General features: G+C 65.2%; 20 protein-coding genes. 7 read left to right on the top strand and 13 right to left on the bottom strand.

Annotation, left to right across the window (positions count from 1 at the left end):
- Positions 1-3: 3 nt before the first annotated feature.
- The 6 genes from KF783_RS03675 to KF783_RS03700 form a co-directional block, all read right to left on the bottom strand.
- The gene (locus tag KF783_RS03675) at positions 4-2,688 is read right to left on the bottom strand and encodes a TonB-dependent receptor (protein ID WP_294076679.1); all 2,685 of its coding nucleotides are present in this window, start codon (positions 2,686-2,688) and stop codon (positions 4-6) included.
- 94 nt (positions 2,689-2,782) lie between these two features.
- A complete protein-coding gene (locus tag KF783_RS03680) occupies positions 2,783-3,538 on the bottom strand; it encodes an SDR family oxidoreductase (protein ID WP_294076680.1) in 756 nt (251 codons plus the stop codon).
- Positions 3,535-4,374: a TIGR01459 family HAD-type hydrolase gene (locus KF783_RS03685; RefSeq protein ID WP_294076682.1), complete on the bottom strand. Its 840-nt coding sequence runs from the start codon at positions 4,372-4,374 to the stop codon at positions 3,535-3,537. The genes KF783_RS03680 and KF783_RS03685 overlap by 4 nt, the downstream gene beginning before the upstream one ends.
- Complete coding sequence (locus KF783_RS03690) at positions 4,371-5,642, bottom strand: FGGY-family carbohydrate kinase (protein ID WP_294076684.1); 1,272 nt, start codon at positions 5,640-5,642, stop codon at positions 4,371-4,373. The genes KF783_RS03685 and KF783_RS03690 overlap by 4 nt, the downstream gene beginning before the upstream one ends.
- On the bottom strand, positions 5,639-7,009 hold the full coding sequence (locus tag KF783_RS03695; RefSeq protein ID WP_294076685.1) for a hypothetical protein: 1,371 nt from the start codon (positions 7,007-7,009) through the stop codon (positions 5,639-5,641). The genes KF783_RS03690 and KF783_RS03695 overlap by 4 nt, the downstream gene beginning before the upstream one ends.
- The gene (locus tag KF783_RS03700) at positions 7,006-7,785 is read right to left on the bottom strand and encodes a DeoR/GlpR family DNA-binding transcription regulator (RefSeq protein WP_294076687.1); all 780 of its coding nucleotides are present in this window, start codon (positions 7,783-7,785) and stop codon (positions 7,006-7,008) included. The genes KF783_RS03695 and KF783_RS03700 overlap by 4 nt, the downstream gene beginning before the upstream one ends.
- Positions 7,786-7,963: 178 nt before the next feature.
- Between KF783_RS03700 and KF783_RS03705 the strand changes: the two genes are divergently transcribed.
- The 3 genes from KF783_RS03705 to KF783_RS03715 are packed head-to-tail and all read left to right on the top strand — an operon-like array spanning position 7,964 to position 11,662.
- The gene (locus tag KF783_RS03705) at positions 7,964-8,965 is read left to right on the top strand and encodes a class II aldolase/adducin family protein (RefSeq protein ID WP_294076688.1); all 1,002 of its coding nucleotides are present in this window, start codon (positions 7,964-7,966) and stop codon (positions 8,963-8,965) included.
- Positions 8,962-10,218, top strand: coding sequence for an MFS transporter (locus KF783_RS03710; RefSeq protein ID WP_294076690.1), 1,257 nt, complete (start codon positions 8,962-8,964; stop codon positions 10,216-10,218). The genes KF783_RS03705 and KF783_RS03710 overlap by 4 nt, the downstream gene beginning before the upstream one ends.
- Before the next feature lie 16 nt (positions 10,219-10,234).
- Positions 10,235-11,662 carry an FAD-dependent oxidoreductase gene (locus KF783_RS03715; protein WP_294076691.1) on the top strand — a complete coding sequence of 476 codons (1,428 nt, stop codon included), beginning with the start codon at positions 10,235-10,237 and terminating at the stop codon, positions 11,660-11,662.
- Positions 11,663-11,767: 105 nt separating this feature from the next.
- Here KF783_RS03715 and KF783_RS03720 read toward each other — a convergent pair whose 3' ends face one another.
- Positions 11,768-12,055: a hypothetical protein gene (locus KF783_RS03720; protein ID WP_294076692.1), complete on the bottom strand. Its 288-nt coding sequence runs from the start codon at positions 12,053-12,055 to the stop codon at positions 11,768-11,770.
- A gap of 9 nt (positions 12,056-12,064) precedes the next feature.
- On the bottom strand, positions 12,065-13,372 hold the full coding sequence (locus KF783_RS03725; RefSeq protein ID WP_366511695.1) for a recombinase family protein: 1,308 nt from the start codon (positions 13,370-13,372) through the stop codon (positions 12,065-12,067).
- Between the two features lie 73 nt (positions 13,373-13,445).
- Between KF783_RS03725 and KF783_RS03730 the strand changes: the two genes are divergently transcribed.
- The 3 genes from KF783_RS03730 to KF783_RS03740 all read left to right on the top strand — a co-directional run bounded on the left by KF783_RS03730 (position 13,446) and on the right by KF783_RS03740 (position 14,313).
- Positions 13,446-13,640: a DDE-type integrase/transposase/recombinase gene (locus tag KF783_RS03730; RefSeq protein ID WP_294076961.1), complete on the top strand. Its 195-nt coding sequence runs from the start codon at positions 13,446-13,448 to the stop codon at positions 13,638-13,640.
- 52 nt (positions 13,641-13,692) lie between these two features.
- On the top strand, positions 13,693-13,833 hold the full coding sequence (locus tag KF783_RS03735; RefSeq protein WP_294076694.1) for a hypothetical protein: 141 nt from the start codon (positions 13,693-13,695) through the stop codon (positions 13,831-13,833).
- A gap of 210 nt (positions 13,834-14,043) precedes the next feature.
- Complete coding sequence (locus KF783_RS03740) at positions 14,044-14,313, top strand: hypothetical protein (RefSeq protein ID WP_294076696.1); 270 nt, start codon at positions 14,044-14,046, stop codon at positions 14,311-14,313.
- Between the two features lie 16 nt (positions 14,314-14,329).
- Here KF783_RS03740 and KF783_RS03745 read toward each other — a convergent pair whose 3' ends face one another.
- Both KF783_RS03745 and KF783_RS03750 read right to left on the bottom strand, forming a co-directional pair.
- A complete protein-coding gene (locus KF783_RS03745; protein ID WP_294076698.1) occupies positions 14,330-14,653 on the bottom strand; it encodes an antibiotic biosynthesis monooxygenase in 324 nt (107 codons plus the stop codon).
- A 13-nt stretch (positions 14,654-14,666) separates the two neighbouring features.
- Complete coding sequence (locus tag KF783_RS03750) at positions 14,667-15,302, bottom strand: DUF6445 family protein (protein WP_294076700.1); 636 nt, start codon at positions 15,300-15,302, stop codon at positions 14,667-14,669.
- 78 nt (positions 15,303-15,380) lie between these two features.
- On the opposite strand from KF783_RS03750, the gene KF783_RS03755 reads away from it, so the two are divergent.
- Positions 15,381-15,818 (top strand): ion channel, encoded by a 438-nt coding sequence (locus KF783_RS03755; RefSeq protein WP_294076702.1) that lies wholly within the window; start codon positions 15,381-15,383, stop codon positions 15,816-15,818.
- A 9-nt stretch (positions 15,819-15,827) separates the two neighbouring features.
- Here the strand turns inward: KF783_RS03755 and KF783_RS03760 are convergent, their stop codons facing one another.
- The 3 genes from KF783_RS03760 to thiC form a co-directional block, all read right to left on the bottom strand.
- Entirely contained in the window at positions 15,828-16,577 is a 750-nt protein-coding gene (locus KF783_RS03760) for a phosphatase PAP2 family protein (protein WP_294076703.1), read from the bottom strand.
- A 314-nt stretch (positions 16,578-16,891) separates the two neighbouring features.
- Positions 16,892-17,836 (bottom strand): GIY-YIG nuclease family protein, encoded by a 945-nt coding sequence (locus KF783_RS03765; RefSeq protein ID WP_294076705.1) that lies wholly within the window; start codon positions 17,834-17,836, stop codon positions 16,892-16,894.
- A 12-nt stretch (positions 17,837-17,848) separates the two neighbouring features.
- The gene (thiC, locus tag KF783_RS03770; RefSeq protein WP_294076706.1) at positions 17,849-19,708 is read right to left on the bottom strand and encodes a phosphomethylpyrimidine synthase ThiC; all 1,860 of its coding nucleotides are present in this window, start codon (positions 19,706-19,708) and stop codon (positions 17,849-17,851) included.
- Between the last annotated feature and the right edge of the window lie 248 nt (positions 19,709-19,956).

Here is a 19,956-nt window from a genome sequence, read left to right on the forward strand (position 1 = left end):
GGTCTACAACTTGTACACGAGGTTGAACGAGAAGCTGCGCGGGCGGGTCAACTCGTAGCGGCGCTGCGCGAAGGGATTGAGATACCCCTGCCGCACCGGCTCCTGCAGGATGTCGTTCGCCTCCAGTTTCACGATCAGGCGATCGGTGAGCGAGAAGCGGATCGCCGCGTCGAGCTGTCCGCGCCCTTCCAGCCAATAGGTCGTCAGCGCGCTGCTGCCGAGCGAGATCGGACTCTTGCTCTTGTAGTTGTACGCGACCCGGATTTCGCCGTTGCCCGGGAGGCGGTAGAACATCGTCGCATTGACAAGCCAGTTCGGCTGATACTGCAGTGCCTTGAGCGGCACCACGGTGGTACCCGAAATGTACTGCGTCTTGGCCCACAGCCGGGTGACGTTGACCGCCGCGCCCAATTTGTCGTGCAGGAAGCCGGGCAGGCCCGGGATCCGGTCACTCACGATCTGGAACTCGAAGCCCTTCAGCTTCGACGCGGACACGTTCTGCGGTGACGACACCGTGTACTGGACCCCGTTGATCGTCTCCAGCGTTGAGGTGACGTAGATGTCGTCCTTGATGTTCTTGTAGAATCCGCCGAGCGAGATCAGCCCGCCCGCACCGAAATAATATTCGGCGGCCACGTCGAAGTTGTCGGACACGCGCGGTTTCAGATTGGGATTGCCGCGCGCGAGGGTCAGCGTCTGGTCGTTGCGCGCCTCCGCGCGGGCGATGTCGCCGAACGCGGGCCGGCCGAGCGTGCGGCTGTAGCCGCCCTTCAACCGGAAGGCGTCGGTGAACTGGTTGGTAACCAGCAACGACGGCAGCCAGTGGCGGTAGCCGCCGTCCTTGCGCGAAAAGGTGCCGTTGTAGGTACCCGCAATCGATACCGGCGAGTCCGCCTTGAAATCCAGGTCGTCGTAGCGGAACCCGCCGATCACCTTCAGCCCCTCATGCGCGTACATGAGCGAAACGTAGGCAGCGAGGTTGCGCTCCTGATACCCATAATCGTCCGAGAAATTGGTGTTGTTGGTTGCCGCCGTGTTGATGGTCAGCGACGGTTTCACGTTCGCCTGGAAGTTCGCCATGTCGATCCACAGAACCGGGTAGTTGTACATGTACGAACTAATGTCGGGTATGAAGCCGAGCGAGCCGAGCACCGCGTTGTTTGTATTGTAGGTGATCTTGGCGGAATCGCGGATCGCCTTCACCTCGCGCCAGTCGCCGCCGATGGCGAAGCCGAAGCCCTCGCTATTGGCACCGTAATTGCGCTTGTAATCGAGCCGCGCCTCCTTCGAGGTCATCTTCGCGTTCACGATCAGGTCCGACACCGCGCTCATGCGGAAATTGCCGGGAACGATCAGGTCGGCGTTGTTGTCGATCGTGATCCGATCCGACAATTCGGTCATGTCGTAGGTGATGAACGAGTTCGGCGGGCTGTACGCGTAGGTCGCGTTCAGATCGAGATCGTAGAATTTGTTGCGCAGGTAACCGGCCCGAAACTGGAGCGAGGAATCCCCGCCGAAGTCCTTGACCATCTTGAACAGCAAGGCGCGGGTTTCGTTTTCGAACCGGTCATAGTCGTCGGACGCACGCACGCGACCAATCTTGAGCCGCGCGACCTCGTCGCTGAGCCGGACGAGATTGGTGTAATTCTCGACCAGGAACTGGTTGAAGGTCTGGTCCTCGACCTGCTTGTAATAATAGCCGAGTAGCGAGAACTGCAGATCGGGTGTCGGCGCATATTCGAACTGCGCCGAGCCGCCATAGGTCCGGGTGAAGTGGGTATAGTCCATTGGCCGGATCAGGCTGGGCAGCGGCTGCTTGTTGTCCCAGTCGGACAGGTCGGCCTTCGCGACCCCGCCGGCGGCGTTGTAGAACACACGACCGTTGGCGTTGCGCTTGGTGTAGTCATAGTCGCGCTGGCGAAAAACGCCGCTGAGCACGACGCCGAACTGGTTGTCCGAGCCGAAGCGGTGGCCCCAGACGCTCTTCACGTCGACGCCCAGCGGCCGATCCTTGTAATGACCGAGACTGTTGGTGCCGGGTACGTACTTGCCCTTGCCGGTCTGCAGGATGACGCCACCGTCGATGTAGAACAGGGGCCGGTCGTTCAGCGCGCTGCGCGGCACGATATTGGTCACGCCGCCGATCGCGCCGGCGTCGAGGTCCGACGTGAAGGTCTTGTACACTTCGGTCGTGCGGGAAATCTGCGTCGGGATCAGGTTCAGGTCGACGCGGCGGAGCCCATCGCCGTCGTTGGCGCTGGAGAACATCGCCATGCCGTCGAACGAGGTGTAGTTGAGGTCGGGGGAGATGCCGCGCACCGATACATAGGCCGCTTCCTGCTCGCCATAAAGCGTCTGCATCGAGCTGACCCCCGGCACGCGGATCAGCGCCTGGGCCAGCGTCTTGTCGGCCAGGTCGCCGGTGTCGTCTTGGGTCAGCGTATCGACCACCCCGAGTGCCTTCTTGCGATTCTGCACCGCTTCCTGGCTGCGCAGCGCGCTGCCGATCACGACGATTTCCTCGCCAACGGCAGCGTCGGACTCCTGCGCCAGGGATGCCGGATCGGCGGTTTGCGAAGCGGCGGCGGCCGACGATGTCTCGGCGGTCGCGGTCTGCGCCTTTGCTGAGGTTGCGAGCACCGCGCCGACGAGTGCGATCGCGGTTCCAAATTGATAGCGGGCTTTCATCTGTCCCTCCCTTGTTCAGCGGCGCTGTATACGCGCTATGTTACTGTTTTATAACGTATTTATTGCTTTGAACGGCTTGGAAAAACCTGGCCGGTCAGACATCGAAATTGTGCGGCAGGATGACGAGATCGCGGATGATCACGCCCTTGCGGCGGGTCAGCATGAAGACGATCGCCTCGGCGACATCGCGCGGCTCCATCAGAGCGCCGGCGGCGATCTCGTCGGCCAGCCGCTGTGGGTCCCAGTCCTTGAGCAGCGGGGTATGCACCGGACCCGGCAGCACGGCTGCGACCCGCACCCCGGACGAAGCGACCTGACGCCGCACGGTATGGACAAACGCCTGCACCGCATGCTTGGACGCGGTGTAGACTGGCTCCGCGACGATCGGGATCGCGCCCGCGATCGAGCTGGTGACGATGACGTCGCCGCTGCCCTGCGCCATCATCGCGGGCAGCACCGCGCGCACCGAGCGGAAGGTCGCGTTTACGTTCAGGTTGAGCATGAAGTCCCAGCGATCGGCGTCGCCTTCCCACACCTTGCCGCCGACATAGCCACCGGCATTGGCGTGCAGGATATCGATCCGGCCGTGGGCCGCGACGATGTCGGCGACGGCGCGCTCGACCGCGGCATAATCGAACAGATCAACCGCCACCGCGGTCGCGCTTTCACCCAGCGACGCGATCGCCGCGTCGAGCGCTTGCTGGTCACGATCCAGCAGGTACACGTACACGCCAGCGGCGACGAGCGCCCGCGCGGTCTCGAGCCCGATGCCCGAGGCACCTCCCGTGATCGCAGCGATCTTTCCGTCGATCGGGTTGTCCTGCATCTCTCTCTCCTGCGCCGCGGTCACCAGCGCAGCTCCGTCATCTGAAATTCGGGGGGGGCGCCCGCCCGGTCAAACAAGGCGGGCAATTCCTGTGGGCTGGCGTCCGCCAGGATGCCGCCGGTGATCAGGCAGCTGTCGAGCCCTGCGCCGCGCGCACCGGCAATGTCGTGCTCGATGCTGTCGCCGATGCAGAGGATGCGACTTGCCGAGATATCGCCGACCGCCGCGCGCGCAGCTGCATAGATCACCGGGAAGGGTTTCCCGATCCACGTCACTTCGCCGCCGAGGACTTCGTACAGCGTCGCGATCTGGCCCGCCCCGAACCGCAGCCCGCCAGGGGTCAGCATGTGGGTGTCGGGGTTGGTGCAATAGGCAGGCACATCGCGCGCCGCGGCGGGACCGAGCAGCGCACGGTAATCGTCGAGCGAGCGGGTGTCCCCCTCGCTGCCGGCGATCAGCACGAAATCGCAGTCCCGACCGTTTGTCGTCACCGTGATCGGTAGGCCCTCGACTGCCGAGCGGTCACCGTCGCGCGCGATCAGCAGGCAGCGCTGCGCGACGCCCGTGGCCTCGAGCATCGTCCAGCCGACTTCGCCCGACGACAACAGCAGTGTGTAGCTGTCCGGCGTAAAGCCGAGCCGGCCCAGCCGGGCGACGTTTGGGGCCGAGCGCTTGCCCGAATTGGACAGCAGCACCACCTGCTTGTCTGCGTCCCGCAAGGCGCGGAGCGCCGCTGCCGCGTGCGGATACGGCGTCGTGCCGTCGTGCAGCACACCAAACTGGTCGATGAAGAACGCATCGTAGCGGTCGGCGACTTCACCGAGTCCCGCGAGCAGGCTGGGTTGAGTTTCGGTCATCATGCCGCCGTCCTGCCCTGCAGGCTCTGCAGCGCCAGGTGCGCGACGCCCGCCGCCGCTTCGCTCGACCGCGCGGTAAGGAAGGGCGCACCCAGCGCACGCTGACGCATCGCGGTCCATTGCGCGTTGCCGGCACCACCGCCGACGCTGCGCAGCGAACGGAGTGCCGGGGCTCCCAGCTTCGCCAGCCTGGCGTATCCCTCGGCCTCGATCGCCGCGATCCCGGCGAGGAGTTCGTGCAGGAATTCGGCTTCGTCGGCGGGACGCGGCGACAGGCGGGGTGCCATCGCCGGGTCGGCATGCGGGAAGCGTTCGCCGTTCGCGAGCAGCGGGTAATAGTCCAGCAGCGGCTCGCGCGCCGGATCGATGTCCTCCGACAGCGCGGCCAGTCGATCCGCATCGAAATACGCCGCTAGGACCTTGCCGCCGGTATTGGACGCGCCGCCCACCAGCCAGCCGCCGGCGATCCGGTGGCTGTAGATGCCGTGCTCGGCGGAAAAGATGGGCCGGTCGGACAGGATCTTGAGCGTCAGCGACGAGCCGAGCGCGGTGACCCCGTCGCCGATCCGGCTTGCGCCTGTCGCCAGAAAGGATGCGCAGCCGTCGGTCGTTCCGGCGACGATCTGGACTGTCGGGCGCAACCCGAACTGCTCCGCGACTTCGCGACGGAGCGGGGCGACAGGGGTCCCCGCCGGCACGACCCGCGGCAGCAGCGCGCAGCGGACGCCGGTCGATCCGATCCAGTCCCCCCAGCGGCGGGCGACCGGGTCGTAGCCGGTCTTAAGCGCATTATTCTCGTCGCTGACATCCCAGCACCCCGTCAGCCGCGCCGCGATCCAGTCGGCCTGGTGCAGCAGGTGCACGACGCCGGGTACGTCCTGCAACACCAGCGCCTTCGCCAATCCGGAGGTCGCGCCGTGCGCGGCGGTGTCGGTCGGTGCGGCATGCGCGACCCGATCCAGCGCCTGCGTGTCGGCGACCGCGTCGTCGTACATCATCGCCGGCGCGAGCGGGTTCCCGCGGCCGCACGTTGCCAGCAGGGTACCCGACGTGCCGTCGACCGCGATCGCCCGGATCGCATCGCGCTCCGCCGCAGCAAGCACTTCCGCCAAAGTCTCGTCCGCCAGCGCGGCCCAGGCCGACGGATCGCGGGCTTCGCCGTTTGCGAAACGGCGTTCGGCCGTGGCGACGGTTTCGCCGGAGGGATCGAGCGTCACGCACCGCACGCCCGACGTTCCGACATCCAGCCCAACGACGATGGGCCGGCTCATGCCGCCGACCTTTCGCTCTGACCGAGCGCGGGCAGCTGCGCAGTCCAAGCGCGCCGGTACGCATCGAGACCAACATAGGTGCTCGCCTGCACGGCGACCGGCGACGGCAGGGTCATCGCCTGGCCATGAGCGGCGAACGCGAGCGCCGCGGCACCGGCCGCCGTTCCTTCGCTGATTGCCCCCTCGGCGACGGATTGTGCAGGGCGCAGCTGTGCGAGCAATTCGGCGAGGACGCCGCCCGCGGTCAGTCCACCGTCGATGATGATCGGGTTGTTCGACCGGATCGTGTCGAGGCAGAAATCGGTTGTCAGCGCGACGTAAAGCAACGCCAGTGCAGCGCGTTCGGCCGGGTCCCTCAGCTCCGGCACGATGCGTCCCGGTTGGCCACCGAACGGCCCCGCCGCCGCGAAGGCGGGTAACGCAAAGCACCCGGCTTCGATCACTCGCTGGATTGCCTGGCGCGCAACCACGCCCTCGAAGTCGGCCGCGATCGCGTCGAACTCGCGACCGCCCATGAAGCCGATCGTCGGAACTGCGCGACCATCGACATCGACGTTGCAATACATGTCAAAGGCTTCGTCGAGCGCGTCGAGCGGGCAGTCCGGGTTGAACACGATCACCCAGGTACCGGTCGAAATCAGCGTGAACGCCCGCTGTCCCAGCGAGCGATAGGCGTGGAGCGCGGCGTTGCTGTCGTGCACACCGTTGTGGACCGCGACCGCACGTCCGCCGATCGTCGTGCTGCCGACGATTTCGCCTGCGCGTGCGAAGGCCGGCAGCTTTCCACGCCAGCCCTTCGCGCCGATCACCGACGCATAGTCAGCCCGCGCCGGCGCCCAGATATGTGAGTGACAGCCCATGTAGCTGTACTCGGCCGCCTGTCTGCCGCCGAGCCGCCAGCTCCAATATTGCGGATAGCCGAGGATCGCGGTTGCGCGATCAAACGCCGCCGGCTCCAGATGCGCGAGCCAGACCAGGTGGCGACCATAGTTGAACCCCTGAGGCCGCGGCGGCGCGTATGTCTCCGCATAGGGCGGCAACTCTGCGGCGACGGTTGCGACCAGTTCGCCCGGCAATTCCTGCTCATAGTCGAGGATCGGCCGGACCAGGCCGCGGTCGTCGGCCAGCGCGAAGGTGCAGCCGTGAGCCGAGACCATCACGCCCTGGATTTCGCCCGGCCGCTCGGCTTCCGCGGCGTCGAGCGCCTTGCGTACCCAGGCAGCGAGCGCGACATCGTCGAGTACCGACATGCCGTCGACGACCTTCCACACTGGCCGCGTGCGCGCCGTGAAAGTCACGCTGCCGTCCGTGTCCAACACCAGCAACTTGGTATTGGTCTTGCCGAAGTCGAGGACGGCGATCGTCATGCGTCGCTCGACCTGACGGCGACGATGCGTACATCGACACCCTTGCCCTCCAGCATCGCGCGGTGCTCCTTCGCGAGCCCGTCGTCGACGATCAGCGTGTCGATCCGCGACCAAGGTAGCGACACCTGCCGCGCGCCGACCGCGAACTTGGAGCTGTCGATCAGTACGACGATCCGGTCGGCGCATTCGGCGTAGCGGCTGGCGACATCGACCAGCAGCGGGTGCGATTCGAGCAGACCGCGCTCGTCCGCCCCCTGAGCGCTTAGAAAGAACTTGGACGCAAAGAACGGGGCGCCGCTCGCGGGTCCGTGGAGGATCAGCGGCTCTCGGTGGAGCTCCCCGCCCGCGACCGTCAGCGCACAAGTGCCGACTTCACCCACCATCGCGGCGAGCGGCATCGAATTGGTGAACAAGCGGATGTTGCGCCGAGCAATCTGCTCGCCGAGCCGGAAGCAGGTCGAGCCGCCGTGGACGATGATCGCGTCGCCGTCCTGCACCATCGCCGCGGCTTCGGCGGCGATCGCGTTCTTGGCCGCGACATCGACGTCGCTGCGCTCGGCATAGGTGCGCGCGAACACGCCGTGCGCGGTCGCGCCGTCGATGGCGGAGATGCCGCCATAGACCTTGCGCGCAAGACCTTGGTCATGGAGCTTGTCGATGTCGCGGCGGACGGTCGCCACCGACACCCGCAGATGATCCGACAGGTCGCGCGCCGACGCGAAGGGCGACGCACGAAGATGCTCCAGGATCAGATCATGACGATGCGAGTCGCTCAAATTGCCCCTCCCCGACGGCAATCCGCTTCTTTTCGAAGACTGAGTTAGTGCAAAAGATGCGCGCAAGCAATCATAAAATGATCGACATCGATCAGTTATTGACGCAATAACGTCATATATGCGAGATAGTCGCTGCGGGTTGACGTGTTGTAGGCACCGTAAGACGGAGGGGATTTACGTGCAGGATTGCGACGCCCTTCGCGCTTTGCGTCGGCTGGCCGCCCGGATCGGACAGGACCGTACGCTCGTGCAGGGCGCGGGCGGCAATGTCTCTCTCAAGCTTGGCGATTTGATGTGGGTGAAGGCGTCGGGTACCTGGCTCGCCGATGCGGACGCCGCCGACATATTCGTGCCTGTCGCGTTGCCGAGTTCGGCCAAATCTGAGTTCGCCGTCAGCGGCCCCAACCCTTCCCGCCTTCGTCCGTCGATCGAGACTTCGCTGCACGCCGCGCTGCCGCAGGCGGTCGTGTTGCACATCCATAGCGTCGATGTGATCGCCTGGGCTGTACGTGCCGACGCGCGCGGAAGCTTGGCGGAACGGCTCGCGGACCTGCCCTGGGCCTATGTCCCATACCGCCAGCCGGGGCCTAAGCTGACCGCTGCGCTCCGCCACGCGATGCGGCCCGGCGTGAACGTATTCGTTCTGGCCAACCACGGGTTGGTCGTCGCCGCTGAGGGTATCGCGACCGCCGAAGCCCTCCTGCGCAGCGTTATGCATCAGCTTGCGATCGAACCTCGCGCGACGCCATCCCTAACCGCGCTGCCTAGCGCCGGACACGGTTTCCATCCGGTCGCCGACCCGGTCACCCATTCCTTGGCGACCGACCCGGCCAGTTTCAGGGTCGCAACCGCCGGCGCGCTCTATCCGGATCACGTTGTGTTCCTCGGCGCCGAACCGGTGGTCATCGAACACGATGCCGAACTCGGTGCTGCGCTGGCGCGCCACGCAGCCGCAGGCCGGCAGCCGCCCCGCTGGGTTATCGTAAACGGCGCAGGCGTGCTGGTCGCCGACGATATCGCGCGCGGTGGAGATGAGATGCTGCGCTGCCTGGCCGACGTCGCCGCGCGGATACCGGCGGGCGCGCAGCTAGCGCCATTGACCACCGAAGACATCGCCGTCCTGATGAACTGGGATGCCGAACACTATCGCCAGCGCCTGGCGATGCGGGCGTGCGCATGACCGGCGTCCTGACCCCCGAGCGCCGCCGCTGGCTGATCGTCGCGGTCGTGTTCGTTGCGCTGCTGTTCAACTATCTCGACCGGCAGATCGTCGCGATCCTGAAGCCGGTGTTGAAGTCGGAGTTTAAGATCGACGATGCCGGCTACGCGATCCTGCTGAATCTGTTTACCGTCTGCTACGCCGTCATGTATCCGGTCAGCGGCTGGCTGGTCGATCGCTTCGGCCCCCGCGTTATAATGGGCATGGGGATCGTCGGCTGGTCGCTGGCGTGCATCGGCGGCGGCCTGTCGCGGACCTTCGGCGCGCTCGGCGCTTCCCGTGCCATACTCGGGCTGGCCGAGCCGACCAATTACCCCGCGCAGCTTAAGGTCGTGACCGTCTGGTTCCCGGGCAAGCTGCGCGCGACCGCCAATAGCCTGTGCGTCGCGGGCGGCTCGCTCGGCGCGATCGTCGCCCCGCCACTCGTGACCTGGATCGCGACCGCCTACGGCTGGCGCACCGTGTTTTTTGTATCCGGCGCGATCGGGCTGCTGATCGCGGTGACCTGGTGGCTGGTGTATCGCGACCCACCCGCCGAGATCGCAGCCGAAACCGAAGCGTCCACGATCAAGCGCAACGACACCGCGTTCACCTGGCCCCAGCTGTGGCGGACGCGCAGCCTGTGGGGTATTCTCCTGATCCGCTTCGTGAGCGATCCGGTCTGGTATTTTTGTATGTTCTGGCTGCCCGGCTATCTGCAGGAGGATTCGGGGCTGACGCTCGCGCAGGTCGGCATGTTCGGCTGGATCCCGTTCCTCGCCGCGGATCTCGGCAGCATCGCCAGCGCCGCATGGTCCGACCGGATGGTCCGACGCGGCACGACCCCGTTGATCGCTCGCAAGCGGATGCTGACGATCGTCGGCTTCCTCGCGCCGCTCTGCGTACTAACCCCCTCCCTGCCGAACGCCTTCGCCACGCTCGCCATCTTCAGCCTGGTCGCGGTCGCCGCGCTTAGCTGGCTGTTCACGCTCAGCGTCGTGATCGCCGAGGCCTTTCCCGCCACCAATGCCGCCAGCGTGCTCGGCATCGCGGGGGGATGCGGCGCAGCGGGGGCGGTCATCTTCAACTATTTCGTCGGGCAGCTGATCGGCAGCGTCGGCGCGGGTCAGGTCTTCCTCGTGATGGCCTTCCTGCATCCGATCGCCATGGTCATCCTGTGGACCATGGTCCGCGAGGAGCGCGCCCCCACATCAAATTCAATCGTCGCAAGCTAAATGGGAATTCGGCTTCATGACCTTCGCCAGCACCGTCCAGGAACCGGCCCGCACTCTGCCGGTGACCGCCAATTACGACGTGCTCGTCGTCGGCGGCGGGCCGTCAGGACTGACTGCGGCGCTGGCGGCGTCCGAGGACGGCCTGCGCGTCGGCCTGATCGACAGCCGCAGCTTCCTGGGCGGCAACATGACGATCGGCCTGCCGGTGCTCGGGTTTCTGGGGCAGAAGGGCAACCAGATCATCGACGGCCTGCCGCAGAAGTTCATCGACCGCCTCCGCAGCGAGCGTGACGGCGCGAGCGAGCATCGCCCATGCCCGCTCCACATGGGCATCACCCTGGTCGAACCCGAAGCGGTGAAGACCGTGGCGATGGAGATGCTGATCGAGGCCGGCGTCGATATCCTGCTCTATACCTTCTTCGCCGGCACGATTGTCGAGAACGGTGCGATCCAGGGCGTCATCACCGAGAGCAAGAGCGGGCGGAGCGCGATCCTGGCCAAGGTCGTGATCGACTGCACCGGCGATGCGGACGTCGCCTACAACGCCGGCGTCCCGACCGAGAAGGGCAATGCCGAGGGCGGGATGCAGCCGCCGACGCTGATGTTCTGCCTGGCCGGGGTCGATACCGACAAATTGCGCATGGCGATCGCAGAGGCACCCCCGGCGGCGCGCACCTACCTGACCGACTTCATCCCGGCCGAATATTTCGGCCAGAACCACCAGTTCATCGTCGTCGGCCTGCGCGAACTGGTGATGAAGGCCCGTGAGGAACGAAATCTCGAAATCCCCAACGACCGGACGATCATCATCACCGGGCTGAAGAAGGGCGAGGTCTGGATCAATATGACCCGGGTGAAGGGTACCGACGGCACCAGCGCCCGCAGCCTGACCGAAGGCGAGATCGAGGGTCGGCGGCAGATCGACGATATCGTCACCTATCTGACCCACTATGTCGCAGGGTTCGAGCACGCCTATTTCACCAAGACCGCACCGTTCCTGGGCATCCGCGAGACCCGGCGGATCGTCGGCCAGTATATGATGACACAGGAGGATGTGCTAGGCTGCCGCCACTTCGACGACGCGATCGCGGTCGCGAGCTATCCGATCGACATCCACCGTCCCGGTGACGAGGATTGCACGCTGATCTGGTGCGGCGATTGCTACGACATCCCGTATCGTTCGCTGGTGCCGCAAGGGGTCGACAATCTCTTGGTCGCGGGCCGCAGCATCTCCGCCACGCACGAGGCGATGGGCGCGATCCGGGTGATGGCGACCTGCATGGCGATGGGCGAAGCCGCCGGACGCGCCGCCAAGATTTCGGTACGTGGCAACCGCACGCCCGCGGATATCGATATTGACGAGCTGCGCCGGCAACAGCTGGAGCACAACGTCTATTTGCGAGACCATGCCGGTAAGCGGATCCATCATTCTAAAGCGGCGTAGAACGGATGCTGAATGATGTAGCGCGGATGGCAGCTTTCGGAATTGAGCGCCCAGATCACTGACCACTGATTTTGGGGTGCTTTGCAGATGCGCCGGTCACCTGCGTTATACACCCGCCGCAAACTTCGCCCGCCGCGCCTCCCAGCGGGCGGACACAACATCGCCGCGGGTGAGCGCATGCGCGCCGATATCGACCCGCAACCGTCCGGCAAGAATGGCGTCCAGCACTTGTGGCGACAGAAACGCCAGCCGTACCGCGCGGGTCACCCGGGACGCGCTGACCCCTTCGCGCGCGGCAAGCTCGCTGACGCGCAGCTCGCCTTGGGCAAGGATCGACCACCAGCGCCGGGCGGTGAGGATGAGCTTGAGCAGCCCGGGATCGGGCGCGGTCACCCGGGCCGGTTAGCCGTCTTGATGGATCAGCCGAACGACCCTGCCGGTCCGGGTCAGCCGCACCGGGGCAGTCAGGATCAGACTATCGGGGGCGTGCTGGGCGCCCCCGGCCTCGAGCAACCGGGCGATGGTGGCGGTATCGGTATCGATATCGATCTCGACCCGCCCGGTATCCACCCTGATCTGGTGGATCAGCTCTGGGAGATGCGGACAGCGCGGTGAGGCCATGGCTCGGGCAAGCGCGGCGGCGCGATCGCCGATCGCGGCCATCAGCTCCGGCGTTGGAACGAGATGCGCCCGTACGGTCAGCGCGATGGGGTCCTCGAACAAGCGGGCGAGTTCGCCTGCGACGAGGGTTTCGATTTCACGGGCGGGCACGCGCCAGCCATCCGAGTTGATCCCATGATGCCGATCGCGGCTGACATAATAGCGATAGCGTTGCTTGCCCTTGCTGGCGTGCACCGCGATCAAGGGCTCCCCCCGGTCATCGATCAGCTTGCCGGCAAGCGGGCTGGTGCTGGTCCCCCTCCCCGCCCGGCTGCCTTGACGGTTCGCCTTAAGCTGCTGCTGGGCCTGTTCCCACAGGTCCAAAGCGATGATCGGGGGGTGCAGCCCGTCATGGGTGTCCTCGCGGTGCGCTATTCTGCCGATATAGGTCGGGTTGGAGAGGATGAAGTAGAGCTGACCCCGGGTGAACGGCCGTCCTCCAAAGGCCCGGCCATTGCCATAGTGCCGGATGGGCGCCCCGATCCGATCGCGCGCAAGGCTCTCCGCCAAGAGCCGGACATTGCCGAGGGCAAGGTAACGCGCGAAGATATCGCGGATCAGCTGTGCATGGTCCTCGACGATGGCAAGGCCGCGGCCATCGGGGCGATAGCCCAGCGGCGGGGTGCCACCCATCCACATGCCCTTGGCCTTGGAGGCGGCGATCTTGTCGCGGATCCGCTCGGCGGTGACCTCGCGCTCGAACTGCGCGAACGAGAGCAGCATGTTCAAGGTGAGCCGTCCCATGGAGGTGGCGGTGTTGAACGACCGCGTGATCGAGACGAAGCTGACGTTCGAGGTGTCGAACGCCTCGACCAGTTTGGCGAAGTCGAGCAATGAACGGGTCAGGCGATCGACCTTGTAGACGACAATGATGTCGATCCTGCCGTCCTTCACATCGGCCAGCAGCCGCTGGAGGGCGGGGCGCTCGAGCGTGCCGTCCGACAGGCCGCCATCGTCATAACTATCGGGTACCTCGACCCAGGCCGATGTTCGCCGGCGACATTCGACACCGTCGCGTCCAGGCGATGCGCGGCTTTCGACACTGGCGATGGCATATGGACGAGATGTTCGTGAAGCTTAACGGCGAGCATGTGTTTGGCGCGCCGTCGATCACGAGGGCGAGATTCTCGAGCGTTTCGTCGCCCGGACGCGCGACAAGACCGCCGTGCTGGCCTTCATGAAAAAGGCGTTCAAGCGCCACGGCTCGCCCGAGGCAATTGTCACCGACGGCCTGCGTTCATACGGCGCGGCAATGAGCGATCTGGGCAACGCGGGTAAACGGGGGGGCGGGCGTCACGCCAACAACCGCGCCGAGTGAAGCCACCCTTCCATTCCGACGACGCGAGCGCGCGATGCTCAGATTCCGGCAAATGAAATCGCTACAGAAATTCACCTCGGTCCACGCCAATATCGGCAATCACTTCAACCTCGAACGCCATCTCGTCAGCCGCGAAATCTACAAGGAACGCCGCTCCGCCGCGATCGCTGAGTGGCAAAATCTCGCTGCCTGAAGCTCCTCCTCGCGCTACCCGCAATGCACCCTGGGAAGACTGGTTCGCGTCGGACTGACAGCACCGCCATCGATAAACCTTCAAATATCCGCTTACGGTTGGCCGCCGTTCCTCCGGCGCCTTCGCATGGCTCCGCCTGATCGCGACTGGCGGGGAACCTCCTGCATGCTGGGACATTGTGTGCCGCTGGACCAACAGGAGGCCAACCCTATGAAGATGATCGTGAAAGCCGCGCTCGCCGGCGCGGGCCTTGTCGCCCTGTCCGCCTGTGGCGGAGGTGCCGATGACAAGGCGGCGGCGAATGTCGAGGCGGCGGCGGACAATGTCGCCGACAATCTGGAGGAACAGGCCGACATGGCGCCCAACGAGACGATGGAAGAGGCGCTGGACCAGCAGGCAGACAATGTGCGCGAAGCCGGCGAGGACAAGGCCGACGCGATCGATCGGCAGGACGATGCGCGGATGGAGAATTCGCGCTGAGATCAACCGGCTGAACTCATCCCGGTGGCCGGCGGTCGAGGAGGTCGTCGGTCACCTCCATCAGCAGCAGCGGTTCCCGCGCGGCCTCGGCGATGGCATCGACAAAGGCGGCCCGGGCCTCTGCATCGTCATAGACCATCTTCGCATCGAACGCGGCCTGCCACGTCGCGCGGTCGGGCCATTCGGCCACGCCGATGAACCGTCCCTGGTCATCAACGTGCAGACGCGAGCCGAGGCTGCCATAGGTCTCGCGGATCAGATCGGTCCCGCGGCGCCAGGCGGCGCGGAACTGCGCTTCCTTCCCGGCATGAACCTTCCACCAATAGGCGGCGACGAACATTGGCGCTCCCCCTTCAACCAGCCCCCTGCCCGGCAGCGGTAGCGGGTGCGGGGGCGAAGAACATGAGATAGACCAGACGCCCGTCCTCTGGCCCGGTTCCAAAACCCGGGGCGCTGTTGTGGAACATCCACGGGCTGAACAGGATCAGCCGGTTGAAGCGCATCGGCGCGGTGAACACGCGTTCCCACGCCGCCGGGCGGGTGGTGTCGCGGTTCACCACATCCTCGACCAGCGCGGTGCCGTTCGGATATCCGGCGGCCACCATCCCATCGATCGTCGCCGGCACGCGTTCGAGCCCGGTGCGGCGGTGGCGAAAGAAATCGGTGCCGCCGCGACAATCGCCCGGGCGGGAAAGATAGAGGATGCCGGACCAGGCGGCCGGATCGATATGCACCCCGCTGCGCCCCCGATCGCCCTTCAGCGTCAGCCGGCAATGGCCGTGCAGCGTACCGGGCGCGCCGGCCAGCGGGCGCCCGGCGATGCGTGAGACATAGGCGTCGAGGCCGGGAATCGGCAGCGCGCGATGCGACACCAGCCCGGGATAATTCGCGCCCGCGTCGCGTGCCTCATAGCCGAGCGCCAGCGCCTGCCGCCGCAGTTCGAGCGGATTGGCGGCGAAATCGTCGATCATGACGAAGGCGGGGGACATCGGCGCGGTCTGGCAAAGCCGGGACGGCGCGGCAAGTGGCGATTGACGCGCGCGGCACGACCGCCGAACATCGCCGGCATGCTGGTACAGCTTGCCCTTGCCACACTGATGGTCCTGCTGACGGTGACGATCCATGGGGCGGGCCTGATGGCGCTGAGCCGCGTCATGCGGCTTGAGGCGACGGACGAGCGGCGGGCGGCGCATGGGCGACCCGGCCTGCGCCTCGCGACCCGCGCCTTTGCCGCGACGATGGCGATCGTGCTGGCGCTGTTCACGCTGCACGGGATCGAGATCTGGCTCTATGCGCTGGTCTATCTGATGACCGGGGCGATGGCCGGTCTTGAACATGCGGTCTATTTCTCGACCATCACCTATGCGACGATCGGCTATGACGATCAGGGGCTGGGCGAGGCGTGGAAGCTGGTCGCCGCGATCGAGGGGGTGAACGGGGTGATCCTGCTCGGCTGGTCCACCGCATTCTTCGTGACGATGGTCGGGCGGTTGCGGCCGGCCTGACCCGCGCCCTCATCCCACGCGGCGGCGCGCGGCAAGACGCAGGCGCAGCCACCCCGCCCCCGCCCACCAGGCGAGCGCCCAGAGCGTACCGAAACTCCATCCGGCCAGCACGTCGCTGGGCCAGTGGACGCCGACATAGACGCGGCTGACCCCGATCGCGGTGACAAGGCCGATGGTGGCGGCAAGCAGGAAGATGCGCGCGGGCCGATCCGGCACCACCTGAATCCCCAGCAGCGCCACCGTCAGATAGACGATCGCGCTGTTCGCCGAATGACCGCTGGGAAAGCTGGCCGAGCCGACCTCGACCAGATGGTCGATCAGCGCGGGGCGTTCGCGGCCGAAGATCCGCTTGGCGAGGCCGACCGCGATCGACCCGGTGACCGTACCCGCAATCACGAGCGCGGCGGTGAGGAAATGGCGCCCGGCGAGCAGCAGACCGACCGCCAGCACCACGACGAGCGTCAGCACGGTGCCGCCGCCCAGTGCGGTGATGTCGATCATCGCCTGTTTCAGCCAGACCGGGCCGTCGGGGATCTCCGGATTGCCGCCCTCCCGCATCGCCAGCATCAGCGCGCTGTCGAACGCGACGAGATGCCCGCCCGCGACCGTCCGCCCGATCAGCGCCAGCAGCCCCACCGCCCCGGCAAGCGCCGCCATCGCGATCAGGACGAACGGCGGATGCGCGGGATCGGGCGCGGACCGGTCCGGGGTGACCGGGGTGTCGGCGAGCATGTGCGTGGCGGTTTCGACTGCATCCATCGCGGCATCCTTACACGATTGCGTGGCGATGAACGCGGCATCCGGTGCGCGGGTTCATCGCGGTCGCCCGGCAAGGGCGCGCCGGGCGCGGTCAGGGCGGCCGGATTTCACGGATATCTTGACCGGCCCGATCACTTTTCACGAAATGCGCTTATTGTTGAAAGTGGCCGGGGCGGTTTGGAGGTTCGTGCAATGGACAAACCCGGCTTTGCCGAGCACGCGACCGGAACGGGCGTATCCGAAGCTGATCCGGTTTCCGGGAGTACCAGCGGCGTTGCGCGCGGGATGAGGCAACATGGCCGCGAAAACGACCCCTATGGGCCGACCTGATCTGAAACCACGATCCGCAATGCAGGTTCGCTTTGCTCAATTTTCCAATCCGCATACGTTCGCTTCGTTCCCTTAACCTTCCACTCAGTTCGACCATTCGCGTTTCGGTCCAACACGACCGCGGCAGCTGCGGAGGGACTATTGAAGGAAAAAGGCGAAGCAAATCGATATAGGTTCTCTCCATTATCCTGGAGAACGCCCTGTGAAATCAGCGCCGCTCTCAAATTGGAATATGTGTTAGCCTGAAAACCGGAGTCTTTGAGCGCCAAGGAACCCTCCAAGACGATGAATTCGCCGTCTTCCTCTACGGCGTCAGCTGCGGCCCCAGCTTTATGGCGAATTTCGAATTTGATCTCGCCGAAGGTTCTCTGCTCAGGCGGCGTAGAGGTCTGAGCGGCCGCTTTGGGCTGTGGCTTTAACAAATCCAGCCCAATCACAGGCAAAATTACCTGTAGGTTGAGTAGAAACTGTTCCATGTTCGCTTGGTCGGCTTCCGGCAGTCGTCGCCGCAAGCCTGACGGATACGTGCCATTATCAAGCTCAACTCGCTTAGCTGAAGCCGCCATCTCAATTAGGCGAGCTTCAAGATACTCGACATGCCCCTTGGACAAATCATCATCGCTTGTTGTCACCGCGATGGCAGTTTCCCAGAACTCACGCTGTCCGGCGCTCTGCTTAATTCGCTCCACGACACTGTTCGCAGATCCAATATACGCTCGTGCACCGCCCGGTCTCTGCGGGTCAGGACCATGAAGAATGTATATGCCTGTTCGATCAAGCTCTGACCTTGAGAGCAAGGCACCAAAAGTCGAATCTGTCGCGACGAAAGTTAGCCCGGTCCAACCGTGTATCGTGACCTTTCGTAAGCCGTTCGGCGTTCCATCAACTAGGAACAGCTGGATGGTTCGGCCGAACGGTGTGTCAGACATAATTCTCAGCTCTCAATCATGCTCTCGATCACCCGCGCCCATATATAGTTCGCGCCCGGTCTCATGATATAATTTTGACATTGCGGCCATCCCCGCCTCGGCTTCCTCCGCCGCGACGAAAGTTTCGACCGGCGCATTCTGCTTCGCGGCAAAGTCCCGCACCTCCTGCGTGATCTTCATCGAACAGAATTTCGGCCCGCACATCGAGCAGAAATGCGCCGTCTTCGCGCCTTCGGCCGGGAGCGTCTGGTCGTGATATTGCTCGGCCGTGTCGGGGTCGAGCGACAGGTTGAACTGGTCGCGCCAGCGGAATTCGAAACGGGCGCGGCTCAGGGCGTCGTCGCGGACCTTCGCCGCCGGGTGGCCCTTTGCCAGGTCGGCGGCGTGGGCGGCGAGCTTGTAGGTGACGACGCCGACCTTTACGTCGTCGCGGTCGGGGAGGCCGAGATGCTCCTTGGGCGTGACGTAGCAGAGCATCGCGGTGCCGTACCACCCGATCATCGCAGCGCCGATGCCGCTGGTGATATGGTCGTAGCCCGGCGCGATATCGGTGGTGAGCGGCCCCAGCGTGTAGAAGGGGGCTTCGCCGCACGCCTGCAACTGCTTGTCCATATTCTCCTTGATCTTGTGCATCGGCACATGGCCGGGGCCTTCGATCATCACCTGAACATCCTGTTCCCAGGCGCGCTTGGTCAGCTCGCCCAGCGTGTAGAGTTCGGCGAACTGCGCCTCGTCATTGGCGTCGGCGATCGAGCCGGGGCGCAGGCCGTCGCCCAGCGAGTAGGCGATGTCATACGCCTTCATGATCTCGGTAATCTCGTCGAACTTCTCATACAGGAAGCTCTCGCGGTGATGGGCGAGGCACCATTTGGCCATGATCGAACCGCCGCGCGAGACGATGCCGGTGACGCGCTTCGCCGTCATCGGGATATAGGGCAGGCGGACGCCGGCATGGATGGTGAAATAGTCCACCCCCTGTTCGGCCTGTTCGATCAGCGTGTCGCGGAAGATTTCCCAGGTCAGCTCCTCGGCGATGCCGCCGACCTTTTCCAGCGCCTGATAGATCGGCACGGTGCCGACCGGCACCGGCGCGTTGCGCATGATCCATTCGCGGGTGTCGTGGATGTTGCGGCCGGTGGACAGATCCATGATCGTGTCGGCGCCCCAGCGGATCGCCCAGACCATCTTGTCGACCTCGCTAGCAACGTCGCTGGCGACCGCGCTGTTGCCGATATTGGCGTTGATCTTGACCAGGAAGTTGCGGCCGATCGCCATCGGTTCGGATTCGGGGTGATTGATGTTGTTCGGGATGATCGCGCGGCCGCGCGCAACCTCGTCCCGCACGAATTCGGGCGTGACGTAATCGGGGATCGCCGCGCCGAAGCTCTCGCCGTCGCGGACATATTCGGCGAGGCGTTCACGGCCGAGATTTTCACGGGTGGCGACATATTCCATCTCGGGCGTGACGATGCCGCGACGGGCATAGTGCATCTGTGACACGTTCATGCCGGCTTTTGCCCGCAGGACCTGTTTGCGGACGTTGGGGAAGGGCTGGACGCCGCCCGAACGGTCGGGGCCGAGCTGACCGTTATCCTCAGGGCGAACCTCGCGCTGGTCCACCTCCTCGACATCGTCGCGCGCGCGGATCCACTCGCGGCGCAGTTCGGGCAGGCCGGCCATGATGTCGATGCGCGCTTCGGGATCGGAATAGGGGCCGGACGTATCATAGACCCGGACCGGCGCCTCGCCACTCGACGGTTCGAGATGAATCTCGCGCATCGCAACGCCGAGCGGTCCGACGTGGATTTTCCTCGACCCGCGAATCGGGCCGGTGGTTACCTTCAGTTCGCTGCGCGCGGGGATGTCGGCCATTCGTCTCTACTCCAAAGGGGAGAGGACGGACTTCGGGGAAAGGCCGCTCCCTCCCTACGCCGGTGCCCATTTGCCAGGAATGGGACGGATCAGGTTCAGCGGGTCGGCGGCTCGTACCGCCCTCTCAAGCGCCGCTCAGCGCTCCCCCGGGGATGACGCCGTTCTAGCAGGTTGGGCGAGGGCGTCCAGCGACGCGTGCCACGGGCGATGCGCACATGGTGTCGGCGCGACGGTTCGGGTGCCGGCGC

Origin of the sequence: Sphingomonas sp., from assembly GCF_019635455.1 — a bacterium.
Lineage (GTDB): Bacteria > Pseudomonadota > Alphaproteobacteria > Sphingomonadales > Sphingomonadaceae > Sphingomonas.